The organism is Segniliparus sp. (assembly GCF_051660745.1).
In the GTDB taxonomy this organism is placed as follows: Bacteria; Actinomycetota; Actinomycetes; order Mycobacteriales; family Mycobacteriaceae; genus Segniliparus.
Genome location: NZ_JBOFQF010000041.1, coordinates 1 through 21,122 on the forward strand (window position 1 = coordinate 1; position 21,122 = coordinate 21,122).

At 69.3% G+C, this 21,122-nt stretch carries 19 protein-coding genes; 8 read left to right on the top strand and 11 right to left on the bottom strand.

The features are described from left to right. Nucleotides 1-31: 31 nt before the first annotated feature. A complete protein-coding gene (locus tag ACRC20_RS14050) occupies nt 32-1,174 on the bottom strand; it encodes an acyl-CoA dehydrogenase family protein (RefSeq protein ID WP_438687010.1) in 1,143 nt (380 codons plus the stop codon). Nucleotides 1,175-1,343: 169 nt separating this feature from the next. On the opposite strand from ACRC20_RS14050, the gene ACRC20_RS14055 reads away from it, so the two are divergent. Beyond that, nucleotides 1,344-3,656 (top strand): molybdopterin-dependent oxidoreductase, encoded by a 2,313-nt coding sequence (locus ACRC20_RS14055; protein WP_438687011.1) that lies wholly within the window; start codon nt 1,344-1,346, stop codon nt 3,654-3,656. On the opposite strand, the gene ACRC20_RS14060 is transcribed toward ACRC20_RS14055, so the two are convergent. From ACRC20_RS14060 to miaA, 4 genes are all read right to left on the bottom strand, one after another. Then, nucleotides 3,631-4,773: an acyl-CoA dehydrogenase family protein gene (locus ACRC20_RS14060; RefSeq protein ID WP_438687012.1), complete on the bottom strand. Its 1,143-nt coding sequence runs from the start codon at nt 4,771-4,773 to the stop codon at nt 3,631-3,633. The genes ACRC20_RS14055 and ACRC20_RS14060 overlap by 26 nt on opposite strands. 52 nt (nt 4,774-4,825) lie before the next feature. Next, nucleotides 4,826-6,310, bottom strand: a complete 1,485-nt coding sequence (hflX, locus tag ACRC20_RS14065; RefSeq protein WP_438687013.1) for a GTPase HflX — start codon at nt 6,308-6,310, stop codon at nt 4,826-4,828. 69 nt (nt 6,311-6,379) lie between these two features. Next, on the bottom strand, nt 6,380-7,252 hold the full coding sequence (dapF, locus tag ACRC20_RS14070) for a diaminopimelate epimerase (protein WP_438687050.1): 873 nt from the start codon (nt 7,250-7,252) through the stop codon (nt 6,380-6,382). Nucleotides 7,253-7,287: 35 nt separating this feature from the next. Then, on the bottom strand, nt 7,288-8,226 hold the full coding sequence (gene miaA / locus ACRC20_RS14075; protein WP_438687014.1) for a tRNA (adenosine(37)-N6)-dimethylallyltransferase MiaA: 939 nt from the start codon (nt 8,224-8,226) through the stop codon (nt 7,288-7,290). A gap of 65 nt (nt 8,227-8,291) precedes the next feature. On the opposite strand from miaA, the gene ACRC20_RS14080 reads away from it, so the two are divergent. Further along, entirely contained in the window at nt 8,292-9,659 is a 1,368-nt protein-coding gene (locus ACRC20_RS14080) for a DUF349 domain-containing protein (RefSeq protein WP_438687015.1), read from the top strand. 45 nt (nt 9,660-9,704) lie between these two features. After that, the gene (locus tag ACRC20_RS14085; RefSeq protein ID WP_438687016.1) at nt 9,705-10,967 is read left to right on the top strand and encodes an oxygenase MpaB family protein; all 1,263 of its coding nucleotides are present in this window, start codon (nt 9,705-9,707) and stop codon (nt 10,965-10,967) included. A gap of 3 nt (nt 10,968-10,970) precedes the next feature. Here the strand turns inward: ACRC20_RS14085 and ACRC20_RS14090 are convergent, their stop codons facing one another. The 3 genes from ACRC20_RS14090 to miaB are packed head-to-tail and all read right to left on the bottom strand — an operon-like array spanning nt 10,971 to nt 13,775. Continuing rightward, nucleotides 10,971-11,495 carry an Rv2732c family membrane protein gene (locus ACRC20_RS14090; RefSeq protein WP_438687017.1) on the bottom strand — a complete coding sequence of 175 codons (525 nt, stop codon included), beginning with the start codon at nt 11,493-11,495 and terminating at the stop codon, nt 10,971-10,973. After that, nucleotides 11,492-12,244: a hypothetical protein gene (locus ACRC20_RS14095; protein WP_438687018.1), complete on the bottom strand. Its 753-nt coding sequence runs from the start codon at nt 12,242-12,244 to the stop codon at nt 11,492-11,494. Before ACRC20_RS14095 ends, ACRC20_RS14090 begins: the two co-directional genes overlap by 4 nt. Nucleotides 12,245-12,296: 52 nt before the next feature. Beyond that, the gene (gene miaB, locus ACRC20_RS14100) at nt 12,297-13,775 is read right to left on the bottom strand and encodes a tRNA (N6-isopentenyl adenosine(37)-C2)-methylthiotransferase MiaB (protein WP_438687051.1); all 1,479 of its coding nucleotides are present in this window, start codon (nt 13,773-13,775) and stop codon (nt 12,297-12,299) included. A 207-nt stretch (nt 13,776-13,982) separates the two neighbouring features. On the opposite strand from miaB, the gene ACRC20_RS14105 reads away from it, so the two are divergent. The 4 genes from ACRC20_RS14105 to ACRC20_RS14120 are packed head-to-tail and all read left to right on the top strand — an operon-like array spanning nt 13,983 to nt 17,225. Further along, the gene (locus ACRC20_RS14105) at nt 13,983-14,711 is read left to right on the top strand and encodes an amino acid ABC transporter ATP-binding protein (protein ID WP_438687052.1); all 729 of its coding nucleotides are present in this window, start codon (nt 13,983-13,985) and stop codon (nt 14,709-14,711) included. Continuing rightward, nucleotides 14,711-16,267 (top strand): transporter substrate-binding domain-containing protein, encoded by a 1,557-nt coding sequence (locus tag ACRC20_RS14110; protein WP_438687019.1) that lies wholly within the window; start codon nt 14,711-14,713, stop codon nt 16,265-16,267. Before ACRC20_RS14105 ends, ACRC20_RS14110 begins: the two co-directional genes overlap by 1 nt. Beyond that, nucleotides 16,264-16,395, top strand: coding sequence for a hypothetical protein (locus ACRC20_RS14115; protein WP_438687020.1), 132 nt, complete (start codon nt 16,264-16,266; stop codon nt 16,393-16,395). The genes ACRC20_RS14110 and ACRC20_RS14115 overlap by 4 nt, the downstream gene beginning before the upstream one ends. Continuing rightward, on the top strand, nt 16,392-17,225 hold the full coding sequence (locus ACRC20_RS14120; protein ID WP_438687021.1) for an amino acid ABC transporter permease: 834 nt from the start codon (nt 16,392-16,394) through the stop codon (nt 17,223-17,225). The genes ACRC20_RS14115 and ACRC20_RS14120 overlap by 4 nt, the downstream gene beginning before the upstream one ends. Before the next feature lie 7 nt (nt 17,226-17,232). Here the strand turns inward: ACRC20_RS14120 and ACRC20_RS14125 are convergent, their stop codons facing one another. Continuing rightward, nucleotides 17,233-18,456: a family 20 glycosylhydrolase gene (locus tag ACRC20_RS14125; RefSeq protein WP_438687022.1), complete on the bottom strand. Its 1,224-nt coding sequence runs from the start codon at nt 18,454-18,456 to the stop codon at nt 17,233-17,235. A gap of 62 nt (nt 18,457-18,518) precedes the next feature. On the opposite strand from ACRC20_RS14125, the gene ACRC20_RS14130 reads away from it, so the two are divergent. Further along, on the top strand, nt 18,519-19,559 hold the full coding sequence (locus ACRC20_RS14130; RefSeq protein WP_438687023.1) for a Rieske 2Fe-2S domain-containing protein: 1,041 nt from the start codon (nt 18,519-18,521) through the stop codon (nt 19,557-19,559). On the opposite strand, the gene ACRC20_RS14135 is transcribed toward ACRC20_RS14130, so the two are convergent. Together ACRC20_RS14135 and recA are read right to left on the bottom strand one after the other, a co-directional pair. Beyond that, nucleotides 19,496-20,002 (bottom strand): regulatory protein RecX, encoded by a 507-nt coding sequence (locus ACRC20_RS14135; protein ID WP_438687024.1) that lies wholly within the window; start codon nt 20,000-20,002, stop codon nt 19,496-19,498. The genes ACRC20_RS14130 and ACRC20_RS14135 overlap by 64 nt on opposite strands. Continuing rightward, on the bottom strand, nt 19,992-21,032 hold the full coding sequence (recA, locus tag ACRC20_RS14140) for a recombinase RecA (RefSeq protein ID WP_438687025.1): 1,041 nt from the start codon (nt 21,030-21,032) through the stop codon (nt 19,992-19,994). Before recA ends, ACRC20_RS14135 begins: the two co-directional genes overlap by 11 nt. Between the last annotated feature and the right edge of the window lie 90 nt (nt 21,033-21,122).

A 21,122-nucleotide genomic window follows, 5' to 3' on the forward strand; every position in this document is an offset into this window, starting at 1 on the left:
GGCGGGGCCCCCACAGCTCTTCACGCGGCGATCAGAGCCCGAGGGACCGGCCGATGATCTCTTTCATGATCTCCGACGTCCCGCCGTAGATGGTCTGGATCCGAGAGTCGACGTACGCCTGGGCGATCGGGTACTCCAGCATGTAGCCGTAGCCGCCGTGCAGCTGCAGGCAGCGGTCCACCACGTGCAGCTGTTTCTCGGTGGCGTAGAGCTTCGCGATCGCGGCGTCCGGGATCGACAGCTCGCCCCGCACGTGGAACTCGATGCTGCGGTCGACCAGGGCCCGCACGGCGGCGGACTCCGCCGAGAGCTCGGCGAGCTGGAACCGGGTGTTCTGGAACTTCCCGATCGGCTTGCCGAACGCCTTGCGGTTCTGCACGTAGTCGAGCGTCGTCTTGATGGCGAACTCGATCACCGAGGCCGCCCCCGCCGCGATGCTCAGCCGCTCCTGCGCAAGGTTCTGCATGAGGTAGGTGAAGCCCTTGCCGATCTCGCCGAGCACGTTCTCCTTGGGCACCACGACGTTCTCGAAGAACAGCTCGGCGGTGTCCTGGCCGCGCAGACCGATCTTCTCCAGCTTGCGGCCCCGTTCGAAGCCAGGCATCCCGCGCTCGACCACGAACAGGCTCAGCCCCTTCGCGCCGGAGCCCGGCTCCGTCTGCGCGACCACGATCACCAGGTCGGCGTTGATGCCCGACGAGATGAAGGTCTTGGCCCCGTTGATCACCCACTCGTCGCCTTTTTGGACCGCAGCGGTCTGGATGCCCTGCAGGTCGCTGCCGGTGCCCGGCTCGGTCATCGCGATGGCGAGGATCGTCTCCCCCGAGCAGGCGCCGGGGAGCCAGCGCTGCTTCTGCTCCTCGTTCGCGGTCTCCAGGAGGTAGGGCAGGACGATGTCGTTGTGCAGCGCGATGGTGAGCGAGGAGATCTGCGCGGCGACCAGCTCCTCGGTGAGGATCACGTTGAACCGGAAGTCGTCCACGTCGCCGCCGCCGTATTCGGCGGGGACCGCCATCCCGAGGAAGCCGCCCTTGCCCGCTTCGAGCCAGGTCTCACGGTCCACGAGGCCCTTCTCGAGCCACTCCTCCCGCTTCGGGATGGCGTGCTGGCGCAAAAAGCTCCGGAACGACTCCCGGAACAGCTCGTGTTCTTCCTCGAAAAGAGTTCGCTTCATTGTGTCTCCAGTCGGCTTCGAGACCGTGTAACCGGCCTCACGCATTAGTTTCCAGCTGCTCAAATCCACGAAATCCCTGCGTTATGTGAATCGTGGTTAGCATGCTGCAGGCAGAAGTGTACTCCTGCGCCGAGGTGGGGTGCGTCGCGCCCGCACTAGGATGTGAGCTGTGCGCCGCCAACACCTCTCGCATTGGGGAACGTTCCAAGTCGAGACGGACGGGCGCGACGTCTCGCGCGTGCATCCCTACCCGCTCGACCCCGACCCTTCTCCCCTGCTCGGCAATATCCCCGGCTCGATCACGCACCGGTCCAGAATCCGGGGGCCCGCCGTCCGGCGCGGCTGGCTCGAACACGGCCCGGGGCCGAGCGACCGGCGCGGAGCCGACGAGTTCGTGTCTGTCACCTGGGACGAGGCGACCGAGCTGTTGGCCGCGGAGGTGCGCAGAGTCATCGACGCGCATGGCAACGGGGCGATCTACGGCGGCTCCTACGGATGGGCCAGCGCGGGCCGCTTCCACCACGCCCAGAGCCAAGTCCACCGTTTCCTGAACTGCGCGGGCGGATACACCGCGTCGCGCAACACCTATTCGACCGGCGCGGCGGAGGTGATCATGCCGCACGTCCTCGGCTTGGACGACGAGGTGTACCGGGAGGCCACGAGCTGGAGCGTCATCGCCGAGCACACCGAGCTCCTCGTCGCGTTCGGCGGGATCGCCCTCAAGAACTCCAGCGTCAACCCCGGCGGCTCCTCCGTGCACCCGGCCCGGCAGTCCGCAGGCAGGCTGGTCGACCGGGGAGGGCAGATCGTCTCGGCGAGCCCGCTGCGCGCAGATCTGCCCGACTCGCGCGCGCGGTGGCTCTCCCTCCTCCCCGGCTCCGATGTCGCGGTGATGCTCGCGCTCGCGTATGCGCTGGCCGAGGAGGGGCTGCACGACACGTCCTTCTTGGAGCGCTATTGCGTCGGCTGGCCGGAATTCGAGCGCTACCTCCTCGGCGAGACGGACGGGAGGCCGAAGACTCCGGGCTGGGCCGAGACGATCAGCGGCGTCCCCTCCGGCGAGATCGCCCTGCTCGCCAGGGAGATGGCGCGCAAGCGCACCCTGGTCGCGGTCAGCTGGTCGCTCCAGCGGACCAAGCACGGCGAGCAGGCGCCCTGGGCCGGGATGGCCCTCGCCGCCATGCTGGGCCAGGTGGGCCTGCCTGGCGGGGGTTTTGTCCACGGGCTCGGCGCGACGAACGGCATCGGCGTCCCGAAAGCCCCCTTCGCCATGCCGAGGTTCCCCCAGGGCCGAAACCCGGTGCGGTCCTTCATCCCCGTCGCCGCCGTCGCCGAGCTGCTGCTGCGCCCCGGCGAAGAGCTGGACTACGACGGGTCGCGCCTGCGCCTGCCGGATGTCAAGCTCGTCTGGTGGGCGGGCGGCAACCCCTTCCACCACCAGCAGAACCTGCCCCGCCTGCGCCGGGCCTTCCGCCGCCCGGACACCATCGTGGTGAACGACCCGTACTGGACGGCGACGGCCAAGCACGCGGACATCGTGCTCGCCTCGACGACCTCGTACGAGCGAGACGACATCTCCGGGGCGAACAACGAGCCGCTGCTCGTGGCGATGCAGCAGGCGGCGGAGCCGTTCGCCGACTCCCGCGACGACTACGAGACGTTCGCCGCGCTCGCCGGGGCGCTCGGGTTCGGCGGGGCCTTCACCGAGGGGCGCACGGCGCGGCAGTGGCTGGTCCACATGTACGAGACGTGGCGCGCCGAGCGGGTCCTGGACACGGTCGCGCTCAGCGGGCTGCCGGACTTCGAGGAGTTCTGGGCTCGCGGACACATCGAGCTGCCTCTCCCGGACGGGCAGACCTTCCTCTCGGCGTTCCGGGCGGACCCCGGCGGCCGCCCCTTGCCCACGCCCTCGGGGCGGATCGAGATCTTCTCGAAGACCGTCGACTCCTTCGGCTACCCCGACTGCGTCGGGCACCCGGCCTGGTACGAGCCCACGGAGTGGCTCCGGGGGGCAAGGGCGGACCGGTTCCCGCTGCACCTGATCGCCAATCAGCCCCGAACCAGGCTGCACAGCCAGCTCGACCACGGCGCGACGAGCCAGGAGTCCAAAATCCAAGGACGCGAGCCGATCCGGATCCACCCGGCGGACGCCGCCGAGCGAGGCCTCCGGACGGGCGACGTCGCACGGGTCTTCAACGACCGGGGATCCTTGCTCGCGGGCGTCGTCGTCGACGACGGGCTGCGCGAACGCGTGGCGCAGCTGTCGACCGGTGCCTGGTTCGACCCGGTGGACCCCGCCGACCCGGACTCCCCGTGCGGGCATGGCAATCCGAACGTCCTGACGAGCGACGAGCTCAGCTCCTCGCTGGCGCAGGGCTGCACCGGCCAGCATGTGCTCGTCCAGATCGAGCGCTATGACGGGGAGCTGCCCCCCATCCGCGCCTACGACCCGCCAGTCATAACTGCAAGGAACGGGCGATGATCTCTTTCATGATCTCCGAGGCACCGCCATATATGGTCTGCACCCTGGCGTCCAGGTAGAGCTGGGCGACCGGGCACTCGCGCAAGGAGCCCTCCCCGCCGTGCAGCCGCAGGCACCGGTCCACGACATACAGCTGCTTCTCGGTCGCGTAGAGCTTCGCGGCCGAGGCCTCGGCGGCGGTCAGCCCGCCGCCGAGGTGGACCTCCACGCAACGGTCCACCAGCGCTCGCACGGCCGCCTGCTCGGCCACGAGGTCCGCGAGGACGAACCTGGTGCTCTGGGACTTCCCGACCGGCTTGCCGAGCGCCGTGCGGCCACGCACGTGGTCGATGGTCGTCTCGACCGCGAGATCGATGGCCGCAGCCGCCGCGACCGCGATGGCGAGCCGCTCTTGGGGCAGGTTCTGCATGAGGTAGGCGAAGCCCTTGCCCACCTCGCCGATCACGTTCTCCTTGGGCACCAGGACGTCTTCGAAGAAGAGCTCGGCGGTGTCCTGCGCGCGCAGGCCGACCTTCTCCAGCTTGCGCCCGCGCTCGAACCCCGGCATGCCGCGCTCCAGCGCGAAAAGGGTGATCCCCTTGGCCCCCGAGCCCGGCTCCGTCTGCGCCGTGACGACGACGAGGTCCGCGTTCATGCCGTTCGAGATGAAGATCTTCGACCCGTTGACCAGCCAGTCGTCGCCTTCGCGCGCCGCGCTCGTCGTGATGCCCTGCAAATCGCTGCCCGCGCCGGGCTCGGTCATCGCGACCGCGAGGATCCGCTCCCCCGACGCCACCCCCGGCAGCCAGCGCCGCTTCTGCTCCTCGGTGCCGAGCGAGAGCAGGTAGGGCAGGGTCATGTCCTCTTGGTAGGTGACTCCTGCCCCGCTCACCCGCGCCCGGACGATCTCCTCGACAAGGACGGCGTTGAACCGGAAGTCGTCCAAGCCGCCCCCGCCGAGCTCGACGGGGATCGCCGTGCCGAGAAAACCGCGCTCGCCCATCGCCAGCCAGAAGTCCCGGTCCACGGCGCCCCGTTCGAGCCAGGCTTCCCGGTTCGGGACGGCGCGGCGGCGCAGGAACGACCGGAACGACTCGCGGAACAGGTCGTGCTCTTCCCGGAAAAGTGTGCGGCGCATCACATTATCAGCCTACGCGCCCCGGCCTGCGGCGCAGACCGCCGGAGCCTGGCTACGGAGCCGCTTCGGCGAGGAGCTGGTCGGCGAGCTCCTGCGGCACCACGGCGCGCACGAAGGTCCCGCCATCGCTCTCGCGCGATTCGAGCACCTGGCCTGCGGCGCAGATCTGGGCGAGGAGCTCGGGGCGGCCCTCGGGGACGACGCCCGAGGCCTCGACCCGCGCCTGTTCCCCCGACCTGGCGGCGAGTATCTCCCCGATCTTGCCCTTGAGCTCCGCGATGCCGGTCCCGGTTCGGGCGGAGACCAGGATCGCGGCGGGGAAAGCGTTGCGCAGCGCGGCGAGTTCGACCGCGTCGACGAGGTCGGCCTTGTTGAGCACCACGATCTCCGGCGGCCACGGAGCCTCCGCCTTCGCGAAGACGTCGCCCAGAATCTCCCGCACGACTCGGACCTGGTCCGACGGCCGTGCGTCCGAGGCGTCCACGACATGCACGAGCACGTCCGCGTCGGTCGCCTCCTCCAGGGTGGAGGCGAACGCCTCCACCAGCTGCGTCGGGAGGTGGCGGACGAAGCCGACGGTGTCGGTGATGGTGAACGAGCCGCTGGTCTCGCCCCAGCTCTTCCGGGTGGTCGGGTCCAGCGTGGCGAAGAGCTCGTCGCGGATGATGACCGAAGCCCCGGTGAGCGCGCCGAGCAGGCTCGACTTCCCTGCGTTGGTGTAGCCGACGATGACCACAGACGGGATCTGGTTGCGCTCGCGCAGCGAGCGCTTCGTCCCCCGGACCTTGCGCATCCCCTTCAGCTCGCCGCGCAAGCGGGAGATCCGCTCGCGGATCCTGCGGCGGTCGGTCTCGATCTTCGTCTCGCCGGGACCGCGAAGGCCGACGCCGCCGTTCGCGCTGCCCGCGCGACCGCCCGCCTGTCGGGACAGCGTCTGGCCCCAGCCCCGCAGCCTGGGCAGGAGGTACTGCAGCTGCGCCAGCTGCACCTGCGCCTTGCCCTCTTTGGACGTGGCGTGCTGGGCGAAGATATCGAGGATGAGCGCGGTCCGGTCGATGACCTTCACCCCGACCTGCTGCTCCAAGGTCCGCAGCTGCGCGGGGGTGAGCTCGCCGTCGCAGATGACCGTGTCCGCCCCCGTCTCGGCGACCACCGCCTTGAGCGAGGCGACTTTGCCCGAGCCGATGTAGGTGGCGGCGTCGGGTTTGTCCCGACGCTGCACGATGCCTTCGAGCACCTCCGAACCAGCCGTTCGAGCGAGGGCGGCGAGCTCTCGGATGCTCGCGTCCGCCTCGGCCGATTCCCGTTTCGGCCACACGCCGACCAGGACGACCCGCTCCAGGCGCAGCTGGCGGTACTCGACCTCGGTGACGTCGGAGAGCTCCGTGGACAGGCCAGGCACCCGGCGCATCGAGTCGCGCTCTTCCCAGAGCCACTCCGCTTCCTCTTGGACCGTCTCCCAGCCGGACGTGGACGCAGACGCGGACCAGCCGGAGGGGGACTCGGCGCGGCGGGGTTTGGATTCAGGGTGCGACATAGCAGGTTTCATCTTGCCCGAGGAACATCGCGCCGCGCATCCCCTTATTGCGAGCCAGCGCCGTTCCGATCAACACCGTTTCCACTGCCTCTGATCGAATTCGCCGCGCGCGACGAGGACGGATGGGCCGCGCAGCACTGCGGAGCCGTCCGAACCGACCCGCACGTTGACCTCGCCCCCCGGGGAGGCGACGACGGCTTCGCCGGTCCCCGACCCGAGCTCGGCGAGCAGCACGGCGGCGACGGCGACCGACCCGGTCCCGCACGCCTTGGTCTCCCCAACCCCGCGCTCGTGCACGCGCAACGTGGCCTTCTCGGGCGAGTGCGGGACGACGAACTCGATGTTCACCCCTTCCGGGAACACGTTCGTGTCGTACTCGGGCTGGCGGGCGAGGTCGAGCTCGGCCAGCCCGGCGAGCCCGAGATCGGGTGCGAGGCACACCAGATGCGGGTTCCCGACATCCACAGCGGTCCCCGAGAACACCTCGCCGGACGGCAAGGCCGCGGCGGAGGCTCCGCCGAGGCGCACCCGGCCCATCTCCACCGAGACTTCGGCGCTGCCTTCGTCGAAAGCGACCAGCCGGACCCGCTTCGCGCCCGCCCGCGTCCCGATCACATGCTCGTCGCGCAGGTCGAGGCCGCTCGCGCGGAGGAAATGGGCGAAGACCCTCGCCCCGTTGCCGCACATCTGGACCGCGCCGCCGTCGGCGTTGCGGTAGTCCATGAACCAGTCCTCTTCGCCGATCCCCTCGGGCAGCTCCGCGATCTCTCCCGCGGCCAGCAGCGCGCCCGCCCGAGCCGCCCGCAGCAGGCCGTCGCCGCCGATCCCCGCACGGCGGTCGCAGATGCGCGCGACGCGCTCGGCGCTCAAGCTCAGCTCCGCGTCGGGGTCGGCGAGCAGCACGAAGTCGTTCTGCGTGCCGTGGCCCTTGGCGAACGGCACCGCCGCGTCGAACGAGATCGCGAGAGCGGAGACCATCAGCCCAGTCTACTCTCGCCGCCCTGCTCGTCGAGCACGGCGAGCGTCTGGCCGACAAGGTCGTCCGCCCCCGCGTCGAGCCACCGGACGCGGCTGTCCCGCCGGAACCACGAGCGCTGGCGGCGCACGTGGCGGCGGGTCCGCATGGTCGTGTCCGCGACAGCCTCGGCCTCGCTCGTCCGACCGTCGAGGACCGCGAGGACCTGGGCGTAGCCGATCAGCTTCGGCGCGGTGACCCCCTCGCGCAAACCCCGTGCCACCAGCTCCTCCACCTCGGCCACGAGCCCGGCCTCGAACATCGCCTCGGTGCGCAGCGCGATCCGCCCGTCCAGCTCCTCGGTCTCCCGGTCCAGCCCGATGATCCGCGCGCCCCACCGCGCCGGGCCGCCGCGCTGGGGCATCGTGGCCGCGTAGGGCTCGCCGGTGAGCGTCACGACCTCCAGCGCCCGGACCACTCTGCGCTCGTCGTTCGGCTCGATCGCCGAGGCGGCCGCCGGGTCGAGCGCCGCGAGGCGCCGGTGCAGCGCCTGCGCGCCGACCTCGCCGAGCTCCTGCTCCAGCCGGGCGCGCAGCTGCGGGTCGGTGGCCGGGATCCGCCATTGGTCGAAGAGGGCTTGCACGTACATCATCGAGCCGCCCACCACGACCGGGACGCGGCCTCGTCCGATGATCGCCGCCACGTCTGCCGAGGCCGCCTCCTGGTATCGCGCGACAGTGGCCGTCTCCACGACGTCGAGCACGTCGATCTGGTGGTGCGGCACGCCCCGGCGCTCCTCGGCGGAGGGTTTCGCGGTCCCGATGTCCATCCCCCGGTACTGGGCGGCCGAGTCGATGTTCACCACTTCGCCGCCGAGTCGCAGGGCGAGCTCAACGCCGAGCTGAGACTTGCCCGTCGCGGTCGGCCCGATCACCGCTATCGGAGCAAGATTCCCAGTCACAAGCAGTACCCTATGCCAGAGTTGTAGAAACCTGGTTGAATAGGCTCAACGAGAGAACCGGTCGCGTGCGATCCGAACACGGCCGGGAGGAGAACGAAGGACTGATGAACGCCGAAGCCCCGACCCAAACTGCCCCGAAACCCAGCCCGGCGGCGATTGGGAGGCCACGCCCCGCGCCGAGGCCCGGCTCGCCCGCAGCGGCGAAGACCGGCGGGACGGTGCGCTCGAACCCCGCACGTTACGGACGAATCGACGAGGACGGCGCGGTCTGGCTCACCACGCCGGACGGCGAGCGCCAGATCGGCGTGTGGGAGGCGGGCACCACCGAAGAGGGCCTCGCGCATTTCGGCCGCCGGTTCGAAGACCTCGCGACCGAGGCCGAGCTCTTGCGCTCCCGGCTGGAGAAGGGCGGCGACGCGCGCAAGACGAAAGCAGCCGCGGAAGAGCTGCTGCGCGGTCTGCCGGACGCCGCCGCGCTCGGCGACTTCGCCGCGCTGCACGAACAACTCGCCGCGCTCGTGGCACGAGCCGAGGAGGCGCAGGCCGGAGACCGGGAGCGCCGAGCCGCCCACAAGCAGGAGGCCGCCGCCGAGCGGGAACGGCTCGCCCAGGAGGCCGAGCAGATCGCGCGCAGCTCCACCGATTGGAAAGCGGCAGGCCAACGGCTGCGCGACATCCTGGAGCAGTGGAAGACCATCAAGGGCCTCGACCGTGACACGGACGAGGCCCTGTGGGCCAGGTACAAAGCGGCCAGAGAGCAGTTCAACAACCGCCGCCAGACCCATTTCGCCGAGCTCGACCGAACCCGCGCCCAGGCCAAGCAGCGCAAGGAGGAGCTCGTCGCGAAAGCCGAGGAGCTCGCCAAGACCGTCGACGGCGAGTCCTCCCCGGCAGGCTTCCGGGAGATCCGCGCGGCGTGGAAGAAGCTCGGGCCCGCCTCGCGCGAGGACGAGAACCAGCTCTGGGCGCGGCTCAACGCCGCGCAAGACGCGTTCTCCGCCGCGCAGGACGAGAAGGAGACGGAGCATCTCGCCGAGTACGAGGCGAACGCCACCGCGAAAGAGGCGCTGATCGCCCGGCTCGAACGCATCGACCCGAAGGACAAGCTCGCCGAGGCGCGCAGCGTGCTGCGCGAAGTCCGCGACCGGTGGGAGAAGATCGGCCAGGTCCCCAAGGACCGCGTGAAAGAGCTCTCCCGACGGCTGCAGGAGGCCGCCGCGCGGGTCGAAGAGGCCGATCGGCGCAGCTGGACGAAATCCGACCCGGAGCTCAAGGCCCGCGCGCAGCAATTCGTCGAGCGCGCCGAGCAGTTCGAGGCGCAGGCCGCGAAAGCCAAGGCCAAAGGCAAGCTCAAAGACGAGCAGAAGCTGCTCGAGCAGGCGCAGCAATGGCGCCAGTGGGCCGAGCAGGCACAGACCGCCGTCGACAACTGATCTCTGCCGAGCGCAGGCAGGGTGAGAGTCTTGCTACACTCGGGCATGCCTGATGTGACTGGAAGCACTGCTCCCCCGACCGCGTTCCGCTGGCCGGAGCGACGCGACCATGGAGTCCGGTCCCGTGTGCGCGGCGCCGTGAAACGGCTCACGGGGTTCGACCTCTACCCCGACGAGGAGACCGCGCGCCGGTTCGGCGAGCTGCTGCGCGCGGGCGATCCGACAGCGGAGCGTTTCGTCGCCGAGACCTACCACGGCGAGCTCGGCCCGACCCGCTCGCGCGAGCTGCTCGAACGCGCCCTCGCGCTGGGCGTCGACCACGTGCCCGAGGCCCCCGAGTCCATGCGGGCGCTCTTCGAGGAGTTCGAGCGCGTCCCCGACTGGGTGGACCCCGGACTGGTCGAGCGCGGCGCGGCGGTGTGGCGGCGGTGGGGATACGCGATGGGGGCCATGGCCAACGCCGCGACCATGGACACCTACACCGAGGGCTCCCTGGCCATCCCCCTGTCGCTTTCCGGCGGATACGCGGGCGAGCGGGCGCTCAACCGCTATCTGGAGACCAGCCGCTGGTGGGTGGAAGTCTGCCGTCCCGGCGCCGTCCTCACGCCGGGCTCGCCCGGCCGGAGCATCTCGCTCAAAGTCCGGGTCATGCACGTCTCCGTCCGCCAAAGGGTGGCCGAGCACCCGGAGTGGGACGAGGCGCGCTGGGGGCTGCCGATCAGCCAAGTGGAGATGATGCTCACCCTGATCGGCGGCACGGTCGCCCCTGGGATCGGGCTCACCGCGCTCGGCTATCTCACCTCGAAATCGGAGATCGAGGCGGCGCTGCACTTCAACCGCTATCTCGGACACCTCGTGGGGCTGCGCTGCGACGACATCTTCCCCCGCACTGTCGGCGAAGGCCTGCGTCTGCTCTACCTCTTCGACAACGCCCGGTCCTACGACTCCGGCGAGCACGGGCGCGAGCTCGTCGAGTCGTTCGTGCCCGCCTTCGCGCCGGGCCCGCAGCACCGCGGCCTCACCCGGCTTCGCAGGCTCTTGCACCTGAACATCATGGCGGCGCACGCCCGGTTGTTCATGATGCCGTGGAACCACCGCCGCTACCGGCTGCCCGCGCCGTGGCTCGGACTCACGATCCTGTTCGGGCGAGCGCCGTTCGTCGTTGTCGCGGAACTGGCCAGACGGCTGCATCCGGCGGTCGACCGCTTCTGGCAGCGCCAGTCGTTCCGGTCCTGGGAGCGCTGGCTGCGCTGGCAGTCCGAAGGCTCGGCCGAGGCGTTCGAGGCGGCCCGCACGCTCAGGCGGTGACCATCACTGCGCGCCGAGGCGGGCCGTCGTCAACCGCACCCAGTTGAACGCGATCACGACGATCAGCACGACCGCGAGGTACAGGCCCGTCGCCGCCCCCGCGTGCGTGCCATGGCCCGCCAGGCTGGTCTGGCTGTGCCACACCGCGAGGACCCCGAGCGCCGACGACACGCACGAAGCCGCCGCCGCGAGGAACGCCGCGCCCCAACGGCGCAGCACGAGCGCGAGCACCGAGACCACGAGGTCCGCCACGACGAAGAAGACGAAAAGCCGCGCGATCTTCGAGACCTGGCCGATCTGCTGCGGCCAGCCTCCGGCGACGAGCTCGCGGCCGAGCGCGTGCGCTCCGTTCGCCCCGACGAACGGGACGACGAGCAAATCCGCGACCAGGAGGAACACGGCCACGGCCACGACGAACAGCCGAGCCGACGGCTCGATCTCGGCGAGGATCCGGCGCTCGCTGGCCCGCAGCTCCGACTCGAGCTCGGCGAGCGCGTCGGGCACGGGCTCTTTGCCGTCGGTGCTCATTGGGCCGCGATCAGGAGCGAGACGACCGGGATGACGCAGGCGAGGAGCATGACCACCGCGAGAAGCACGACCGTGAGGACCAGGCCCGGAGCCTTTTGCGGCGCATGGCCGATCGCGCCCTTGAGCCAGGCAATCGTCGGAGCCTGGTAGAAGACGGGCACGGTTTGGCCGGGCTGCACGAACACCGGCAGGCTCGCCCGCCCCATCGGCCACAAATACCGGGTGTGGATCTCCACGAGATGCTGGCCTGGAGCGACGGGCAGCAGTTGTTTGCCCCACTTGCGGACCAGTTCGACGCCGTCGACGCTCGCCGAAGGCCCGGTGAGGAAAAGCACCAGCGCGAGCCAGAAAAAGCCCGTGTCCAACGCGATGGCGCCGGAGCCTTCGGGCGAGCCTGCGGCATACAGATCTGGAGCCTGCTGCCCGTAGGGGCTGGGCGCTTGGGGCGCGAAACCCTGCGGCGCGTAAGGGTTCGGGGACGCGTACGGGTTCGGAGCAGGAGCCTGCGGCGCATACGGGCTCGGAGCCTGCGACGGGGGCGGAAAACCCTGCTGCGCGTAGGGGTTCGGGGCAGGAGCCTGCGCGAAACCCTGCGGCTGCGGGGGGAAGGTTTGCGGCGGGGTCGCGGCGGGCGAACCGTACAGGCCCTGCCCGCCGTCCTCGTCCTCCCGGTCGGGCCGGGGCGCGGGGCGAATCCTCATCTTCTCGAACGGGTCGTCGCTGCCAGGGCCGATTGACGGTGTGGACACGATGCTGTTTTCCTTCCTCAGCGCTCAGTTCTCATCGCTCGGCCCTCATCGGTCACCGAACGGGCATCAACGGCAGCCCGAGCGAAACCCCTGCCTCTTTGCCCGGCGACGCCCCCTCGACCGCCTGCGGGGCAGCGTACCTGTCGCCTGCCTTCGTCGGCCGATGCGTCCCCGGCACTGCTGTCCCGATGAGATGGTGCGGGGCAGCGTGGGAGATCTGGGCGCGGACGAAGTCCCCCGGCCGCAGCTCGACACCGTCGAGCCGCGAGAAGTGCACGAGCCTGCCGTCGCGGGCCCGCCCCGAGATCCTCGCGGTCTGCGCGTTCTTCTTGCCCTCGTGCGGCGCCGCCACGAGCAGCTCGACCTCGCGGCCCAGCTGCTTCTCGTTCTCCTCCAGGCAGATCTTCTCCTGCAAGTCCACGAGGCGCTGGTAGCGCTCCGTGACGACTTCTTTGGCCACTTGGTCGGGCAGCTCCGCCGCAGGAGTCCCCGGACGCTTGGAGTATTGGAAGGTGTAGGCGCTCGCGAACCTCGCCTCGGCGACCACGTCGAGGGTCGCCTGGAAGTCCTCTTCGGTCTCGCCGGGGAACCCGACGATGATGTCTGTGGTGATCGCCGCGTCGGGCAGCATCTCGCGGACCCGGCGCACGATCGAGAGGTACTTGGCGGACCGGTACGAGCGGCGCATCGCCTTGAGGACCTGGTCGGAGCCGGACTGCAACGGCATGTGCAGGTGCGGGCAGACATTCGGGGTCTCCGCCATCGCGAGCACGACGTCCTCGGTGAACTCGGCCGGGTGCGGCGAGGTGAAACGCACTCGTTCGAGGCCGTCGACCTCGCCCATCGAGCGCAAGAGCTTCGCGAACGCGCCCCGGTCCCTCGCCAGCGCCGGGTCGGCGAAGGAGGACCCGTACGCGTTCACGTTCTGGCCGAGAAGCGTCACTTCGAGCACGCCCTCGGCGACCAGGGCGCGCACCTCGGCGACGATCTCTTCCGGCGCGCGGTCGAGCTGCTTGCCGCGCAGCGACGGGACGATGCAGAACGTGCAGGTGTTGTTGCAGCCGACGGCGATGGAGACCCAGCCCGCGTGCAGCGAGTCCCGTTTGCTCGGCAACGCGGACGGGAAGGCCTGGAGCGAGTCGACGATCTCGACCTGCGCGGCCTTGTTATGCGCCGCGCGGCGCAAAAGCGCGGGCAAGGAGCCGATGTTGTGGGTCCCGAACACCACGTCCACCCACGGCGCCTTGCGCAGCACCGTGTCCCCGTCTTTCTGCGCGAGGCAGCCGCCGACGGCGATCTGCATCCCCGGATTCGCGTCTTTGACCGGCCGCAGATGCCCGAGCGTCCCGTACAGGCGGTCGTCGGCGTTCTCCCGCACCGCGCAGGTGTTGAACACGACAACATCGGCTGTCTGGCCCGCCTCGGCCTTGACGTGCCCGTCCTCCTCCAAGAGCCCCGCGAGGCGCTCCGAGTCGTGCACGTTCATCTGGCAGCCGAACGTGCGCAACTCGTATGTGCGGGACGAAGCCATGCGTTCACCGACAACGGGCGGGGCGGAGTCGTCAGGCACGCGACAAGGTTACTCCCGGTCGGACCTTTCGGCCAAAAAGACGGTAGAGTGCGGCCATGAACACGACGGGGCCTCCCATGATCGAGATCACCGGGGTCAACACAAGCAGTTCAGCGGCGAGCACCACGCGCGCAGACAGGACACAGCATGCCTGACGCCTCCCCTCCCATGATCGAGATCACCGGGGTCAACAAGTATTTCGGTGAGCACCACGCGCTCAAAGACGTGGACCTCGCCGTGCCATCGGGCCAAGTGGTCGTCGTGCTCGGCCCGTCCGGGTCGGGGAAGTCCACCCTGTGCCGGACCATCAACCGGCTCGAACCGATCAACTCCGGGTCCATCTCCATCGACGGGGTCCCGCTGCCCGAGGAGGGCAAGGCGCTCACCAAGCTGCGCGCGGAAGTCGGCATGGTCTTCCAGTCGTTCAACCTCTTCGCGCACCTGACCATCCTGGAGAACGTCATGCTGGCCCCGGTCAAGGTGCGGGGCCTCGCCAAATCCGCCGCGAAGGAGCTCGCCGAGAAGCTGCTCAACCGGGTCGGCATCGGCGAGCAGGCGAACAAGCACCCCGCGCAGCTCTCCGGCGGGCAGCAGCAGCGCGTCGCGATCGCCCGCGCCCTCGCGATGAGCCCGAAGGTGATGCTCTTCGACGAGCCGACTTCGGCGCTCGACCCGGAGATGGTGGGGGAAGTCCTCGATGTGATGACCTCGCTCGCCAAAGACGGCATGACCATGGTGGTGGTGACCCACGAGATGGGCTTCGCGCGCAAAGCCGCCGACCGGGTCGTCTTCATGGCCGACGGCAGAATTGTCGAAGACTCCGATCCGCAGTCCTTCTTCACCGCGCCGAAATCGGACCGCGCGAAAGATTTCCTGAGCAAGATCCTTCCCCACTGATGAACCGGCCCCCTTGGCGAAACCGCGCCGCGCTCGCCGTCCTCGCCGCAGCGCTGGCGCTGGTGGGCGCTGGCTGCGGATCGGGCGGCGGGACCCGCGATGTGCTGGCCGACGCGAAAGCGGGCCATCTGGTCATCGGGGTGAAATTCGACCAGCCGGGCGTCGGGGAGCGCAGGCCGGACGGCTCCATGCACGGGCTCGACATCGATGTCGCCACCTACGTCGCGGGCGAGCTCGGCGTGCCGAAGGACCGCATCTCCTGGCGCGAGGCCCCGTCCCCGAACCGCGAGAACCTTTTGCGCAACGGCGAGGTGGACTTCATCGTCGCCTCGTATTCCATCAGCGGGGCCCGGCTCAACGTCGTGGACTTCGCGGGCCCGTACTTCCACGCCGGGCAGTCCCTCCTCGTGCGCGCGGACGAGGACTCCATCGCCGACGTGGCCTCGCTGAACTCCGGCAAGAGGCTCTGCTCGGTGACGGGCTCGACCCCGGCGCAGAACATCCAGAAGAACTACCCGGGGGTGCAGCTGCAGCAGTACGACAGCTACTCGGCCTGCGTCGAGGCGCTGCACCGGCACAAGATCGACGCCCTGACCACCGACGACGTGATCCTCGCCGGGTACGCGGCGCAGTCCCCCGGCGAGTTCAAGCTGGTCGGGCAGCCGTTCACCGACGAGCTGTACGGCATCGGGCTCGCACGGGGCCAGACTCCGGCCAAAGCCAGGATCAACGCCGCGCTGCAGAAGATGTTCGACTCCGCCGCCTGGGACGCGGCGGTGCTCAAGGCGCTCGGCCCCTCGGGGATGCAAGCGCCCGCGCGCCCGGCCATCGGCGGCCTCAGCTCCGTCAAACCGGTCAAGCCCGCCGCGCCGGAAGGGCTGTGGCACAAATACGGCAAGCGGCTCGAGCAAGCCTTCGCGACCACGGCCGAGCTGACCGCGGCTGCGGCGGCCATCGCCCTCGGCTGGGGCGTGCTGCTCGTCGCCGCGCAGCTGTGCCCGGTGCCGATCCTGCGCAGGGCGTCCTCGGCATTCGTCGATGTGCTGCGAAACTCCCCGCTCACCCTGGTGATCGTCTTCTGCTCCACCGGCCTGTACCAGAACCTCGGGCTCACGCTCGCCGCCGAGAGCTCGCGGACCTTCATCGCCGACAACAACTTCTGGCTCGCGGTGCTCGGCCTCGCCGCCTACACGTCGGCGTTCGTCGCGGACTCGCTGCGCTCCGGGGTGAACACCGTGCCGATCGGCCAGGTGGAAGCGGCCCGCTCGCTCGGCTTCGGCTTCCTGAAAGTCCTTCGCCTTGTCGTCTTGCCCCAGGCGTTCCGCGCCGTCATCCGGCCGCTCGGGAGCCAATTCATCGCACTGGCCCGCAACACCACCGTCGCGTCGGCGATCGGCGTCGCCGAGGCGGCGCTGCTGATGAAGGCGATGATCGAGAACGAGTCGGACCGGCTCTTCGAGGTCTTCGGGATCTTCGCCCTCGTCTTCGGCGCGTTCAGCGTCGCGTTCGGGTTCTTGTTCAATGTGTTGGGCCGGAAGCTGGAGGTGCGGCGATGAGCGACCACAGACCCAGCGCGCGCAGGTCCGGGGCGCATGACGCGGGCCCGCCGCCCCAGGCGAGAGGACCGGAGCGCGCCGACCAGCACCGCAACGTGTTGGGCCGGAAGCTGGAGGTGCGGCGATGAGCACAGGACAAGCCGGGCTCCTCTACGACGTGCCAGGGCCGAGGGCCAGGGCGCGCATCGCGATTCTCACCTGGGCCGCCGTCCTGGCGCTCTTGGGCGCGGGTTTCTGGGTCTGGCGGGCGCTCACGGCCAACGGGCAGTTCGAGGCGGGCAAGTGGACCCCGTTCCTCGACCACCGGCTGTGGACCACCTACCTGCTCCCCGGCCTCTTCGGCACCCTGCTGTCCGCCGCGATCTCCATCGTCATCTCGCTCGTCCTCGGCACAGCCCTCGCCGTCGGCATGATTTCGGACCGACGGCCCGTCCGGGCGGGCTCCACGGTGGTGGTCGAGGCGTTCCGCTCGGTCCCCGTGCTCATCCTCATGATCTTCGCCTACCAGCTCTTCGCGAAGTACACGGTCTTCCCCTCGGCACAGGTGCCGCTCGCCGCCGTGGTGTTCGGGCTGTCCGTGTACAACGGCGCGCTCATCGGAGAGATCCTGCGGGCGGGCCTGGCCGCGCTGCCGAAAGGCCAGTCCGAGGCGGCGCTCGCGCTCGGCCTCGCCAAGGGCCAGACCGTGCGGCTCGTCCTCCTGCCGCAGGCGGTCGCCGCGATGCTCCCCGCGCTCATCTCCCAGATGGTCGTGGTCCTCAAAGACGCGGCGCTCGGCTACCAGATCGGGTACATCGAGCTCATCCGCTCCGGACAACAGGCCGCGTCGTTCTACCGGAACTTCTTCGCGTCCCTCGTGGTGGTCGGCGTCATCATGATCGCCATCAACATGGCGCTCACCCGCGTCGCGACGTGGGCGGAGCGCCGGTTGCGCGAGCGCGGGGGACGACGGCCGTGAGCGCCCCTCAGCCCGAGCCTGCCTGGGCGGCGATCTCCCGCACGCGCCCCGCCGTCGGCTTCGCGCCGGGGTTCCAGGACTGCAACGCGAACGCCGCGAGCGGCTCTTTCACCGAGGCGAAGATCTGGTCCTCGCCCTCCCGCTCGGGATAGTCCGCCCAGATCGAGAACGCGGCCCCCTCGATGGCCGCGCCGGGGCCGACGACCTGGAACTGCGGGTCTGGGAACAGCCCCTGCACCGAAGCCCCTCCCTCGGCGATCTGTCCGATCCGCCCCGGGGCGATCCCAAGGCTCGGGCTGAACACTTCTGGCCGCCATCTGCCGAGCACGTTCTCGACTGTCGGATGCGCGTACCACGGGGCGAGCGCGTAGTAGAGGAAGTAGTCGTTGTAGTTCATAACCGAGTAGCCTGCGGCGAGGATGTCCGCGACTGGCCGGTAGCCGTCGTTCCACCGAGTCCAGTAGTTGACCGTCACCTGCTGGTCCAACCTCGTCACGGCGCCTTTGAGCAGCGTGTCGTTCCAGACTCCGACGCGAAAGCCTCGGTCCGCCAGCCGACGCGCGTACCGGTTCGCCGTGTCGGTGACCAGGTCGTGCTCGTTCGCCTCCGGGCCGAACCGGTCGCGCGCGGCGGACGCGAGCCGCGCCGCGCCGTCGCCAGGGGCTTCCGGCCGGAAGATCTCGTCGAAGCCGAGGTTCCAATGCGCGCAGCCCGCGAACAGCTCCGCGTACTCGTCGACCACGTCGTCGAGGAAGCGGAGCGCCGCGTCGCTGGCGATGTCGATCGCGGAGTTCGTGTTCTTGAGCTCGAACTCCGGGCGCTTCGCCAACAGCCATCCCATATGCCCCGGCATGTCCAGCTCCGGCGTGACCGCGACACCGTGCCCGTTCGCGAACGAGACGATGTCCCGAACGGTCTGCTTCGTCCACTGCTGCGCCCCGCTGCCGCCCTGGTCGTACTCCCGATGGCGCTCGCTCGCGATCCCAAGCCGGTTGTTCTCGGCGAAGTGCAGCTGCAGCTCGTTCAGCCCGATCGCGGACATGTAGGCGACGAGCCTCTCCACCCATCCGACGCTGAACGATTTGCGCCCGCAGTCGAGCAAGAGCGCACGTCGCCCCAGCGCCGGGGCTCCGCTCAGCTCCGGCATATCGGCAGAAGCCTCGGGCACGCCGAGCGAGGCGGCAAGAGCCGTCGCGGCAACTGTTTTCACAAAACCGCGCCTGTCGATCACTCGGCCATCCTATCCGGCCATCGAGAAGTGATCCACGTCTCTTCCTCTGCTACAGTGGCGCCATGCTGGCCCGACCTCGTGTCATTCGAGACTCCAAAGCACCAGTCCGCGACCCGAGGGCGGACGAATACCCGATGCCGTTCGTCCCGTTCGGCTGGTACGCCGTGCTGCGCAGCAAGGAGCTCCCCGTCGGGAAACTGGTCAGCCTGTATTACTTCGGGAGGGCGCTCATCGCGTTCCGGGGGCCGGACGGCAATGCCGCCGTCCGCGACGCGTACTGCCCGCATTACGGGGCGCACCTCGGCGGGGGGAAACTCGTCGGCGGAGCCGTCGAATGCCCCTTCCACGGCTGGCGGTTCGACGCCCAGGGCGCATGCGTGCACGCCCCGTTCGCCGAGCGGGTCCCGAAAGTGGCCATCGGCGGGCTGCCGGTCCTCGAGCACAGCGGACTGGTCTTCGTCTACGTCGGGCCCGACGAGCCCTCCTGGGAGCCCGGCCCCATCCCCGAGACCACCTCGCCCCAGTTCGCCGAGCCCATCGACGACCGAGTCCGAGTCCGGGTGCATATCCAAGAGATGCGCGAGAACATCGTGGACGAGTCGCATTTCCACTACATCCACAGGCAGGCCGAGCCGCCCGCGCAGAACCTGCAGACAGACGGAGGGCCGTTCGCCGAGATCAAAGGCCGCATCCGCCGCCGCGTGCTCGGCCGGGACTTGGACAACACCTTCGACTGCTCCATGTCCGGACCGGGAGTGATGGTCGTGCGCACCCACGGCCCCGCGCTGTCTGTCACCGCGATCGCGCTCACCACCCCGGTCGACGACACGACCAGCGAGATCAGGATGCTGTACCTGCTCCGCAAACCCGCCAAAGCGCCATTTCTCGTGCCGTTCTACAAACTCGTCTTCAAACGGCTCGCATTCCCCGAAGTGCGCCACGAAATGCGGATCTGGGACTCGAAAATCCACCAGGCCAGGCCGGTGATGCTGCCGCACGAGCAAGGCATCAAAGCGTTGCGCCGCTGGTACAAGCAGTTCTACCCGGCCGAGAGCACAGCCAGTTCCGACCGCACCACGCGAAGCGCCAGCCCCGAGTCGTAGCCGCGCCGGGCGAGCATGCCGACAAGCCTGCCGACCAATCGCTGGTCCGAAGGATCGACCGAGTCGGAACTACGCCCAAGCTTGCGCTGGACGAGCTCTCGGGCGCGCCCTTCTCGCTGTTCTGGGTCGAGCTGCTCCATCGCCGCTTGCGCGTCTTCCTCCGCCACGCCGTGCGCGCGCAAGCCGTGGGCCAACGCCGCTCCGACTTTCCCGGAGCGGCTGTGCTGCTGGCGCACCCAGTCATGCGCGAACTGCTGGTCGTTGAGCAAACCGACAGCGACGAGCCTGTCCAGCACCTCGGTCCGGACTGCCTCGTCGTAGCCCTTGTCGGCAAGCTTGCGCTCAAGCTCGGCCCGGCTGCGCGCCCGCGCGGCCAGCAGGCGCAGGCACACGTCCCGCGCCTGCGCCACATGGCGGTCCTCGCGGATCAGATCAGAACTCAACGGGGATCGGGGCCAGGTCGTCGTCGCTCACGCTCGCGCCGATCTGCAGCTTGTCCCGCAGCAGCATCTCGATCTCGTCCGCCTTGTCGGGGTTGGAGATCAAGAACTTCCGCGCGTTCTCCTTGCCCTGCCCGAGCTGCTCGTCGCCGTAGGTGTACCAGGCTCCGGACTTGCGGATCAGGCCGTGCTCGACGCCGAGGTCGATGATCGAGCCCTCGCGGCTGATCCCCAGGCCGTAGATGATGTCGAACTCGGCCTGCTTGAACGGCGGTGCCACCTTGTTCTTGACGATCTTGACCCTGGTGCGGTTCGCCACCGCCTCGGTGCCGTCTTTCAGCGTCTCGATCCGGCGCACGTCCAAGCGCACCGACGCGTAGAACTTGAGCGCCTTGCCACCTGTGGTGGTCTCCGTCGGGCCGAACATCACGCCGATCTTCTCGCGCAGCTGGTTGATGAAGATCGCGGTCGTGCCGGAATTGTTCAACGCGCCGGTCATCTTCCGCAGCGCCTGGCTCATGAGACGGGCCTGCAGGCCGACGTGGCTGTCGCCCATCTCGCCCTCGATCTCGGCCTTCGGCACGAGCGCGGCCACCGAGTCGATGACGATGATGTCGAGGGCGCCCGAGCGGATCAGCATATCGGCGATCTCAAGGGCCTGCTCGCCGGTGTCCGGCTGCGACACCAGGAGGTTCTCGGTGTCCACCCCGAGCTTCTTCGCGTACTCCGGGTCAAGGGCGTGCTCCGCGTCGATGAACGCGGCCACGCCGCCAGCGGCCTGCGCGTTGGCGACCGCATGCAGCGCGACCGTCGTCTTGCCGGACGACTCGGGACCGTAGATCTCGATGACCCGGCCCCTCGGCAGGCCGCCGATGCCCAGAGCGACGTCCAGCGCGATCGATCCGGTCGGGATCACCGCGATGGGCTGGATGGCCTGCTCGCCGAGGCGCATCACCGAGCCTTTGCCGAAATTCTTGTCAATCTGGGCCATGGCGAGCTCTAGCGCCTTGTTCCGATCGAATGCCTGGGCCATAGCGTTCCTTTCCTCAACCAGCCGGCTCCCCGGCTCTCTCAGCTGTCCTCGCAACCATACGAAAGGGCACTGACAATTTCCGGGCCCAAG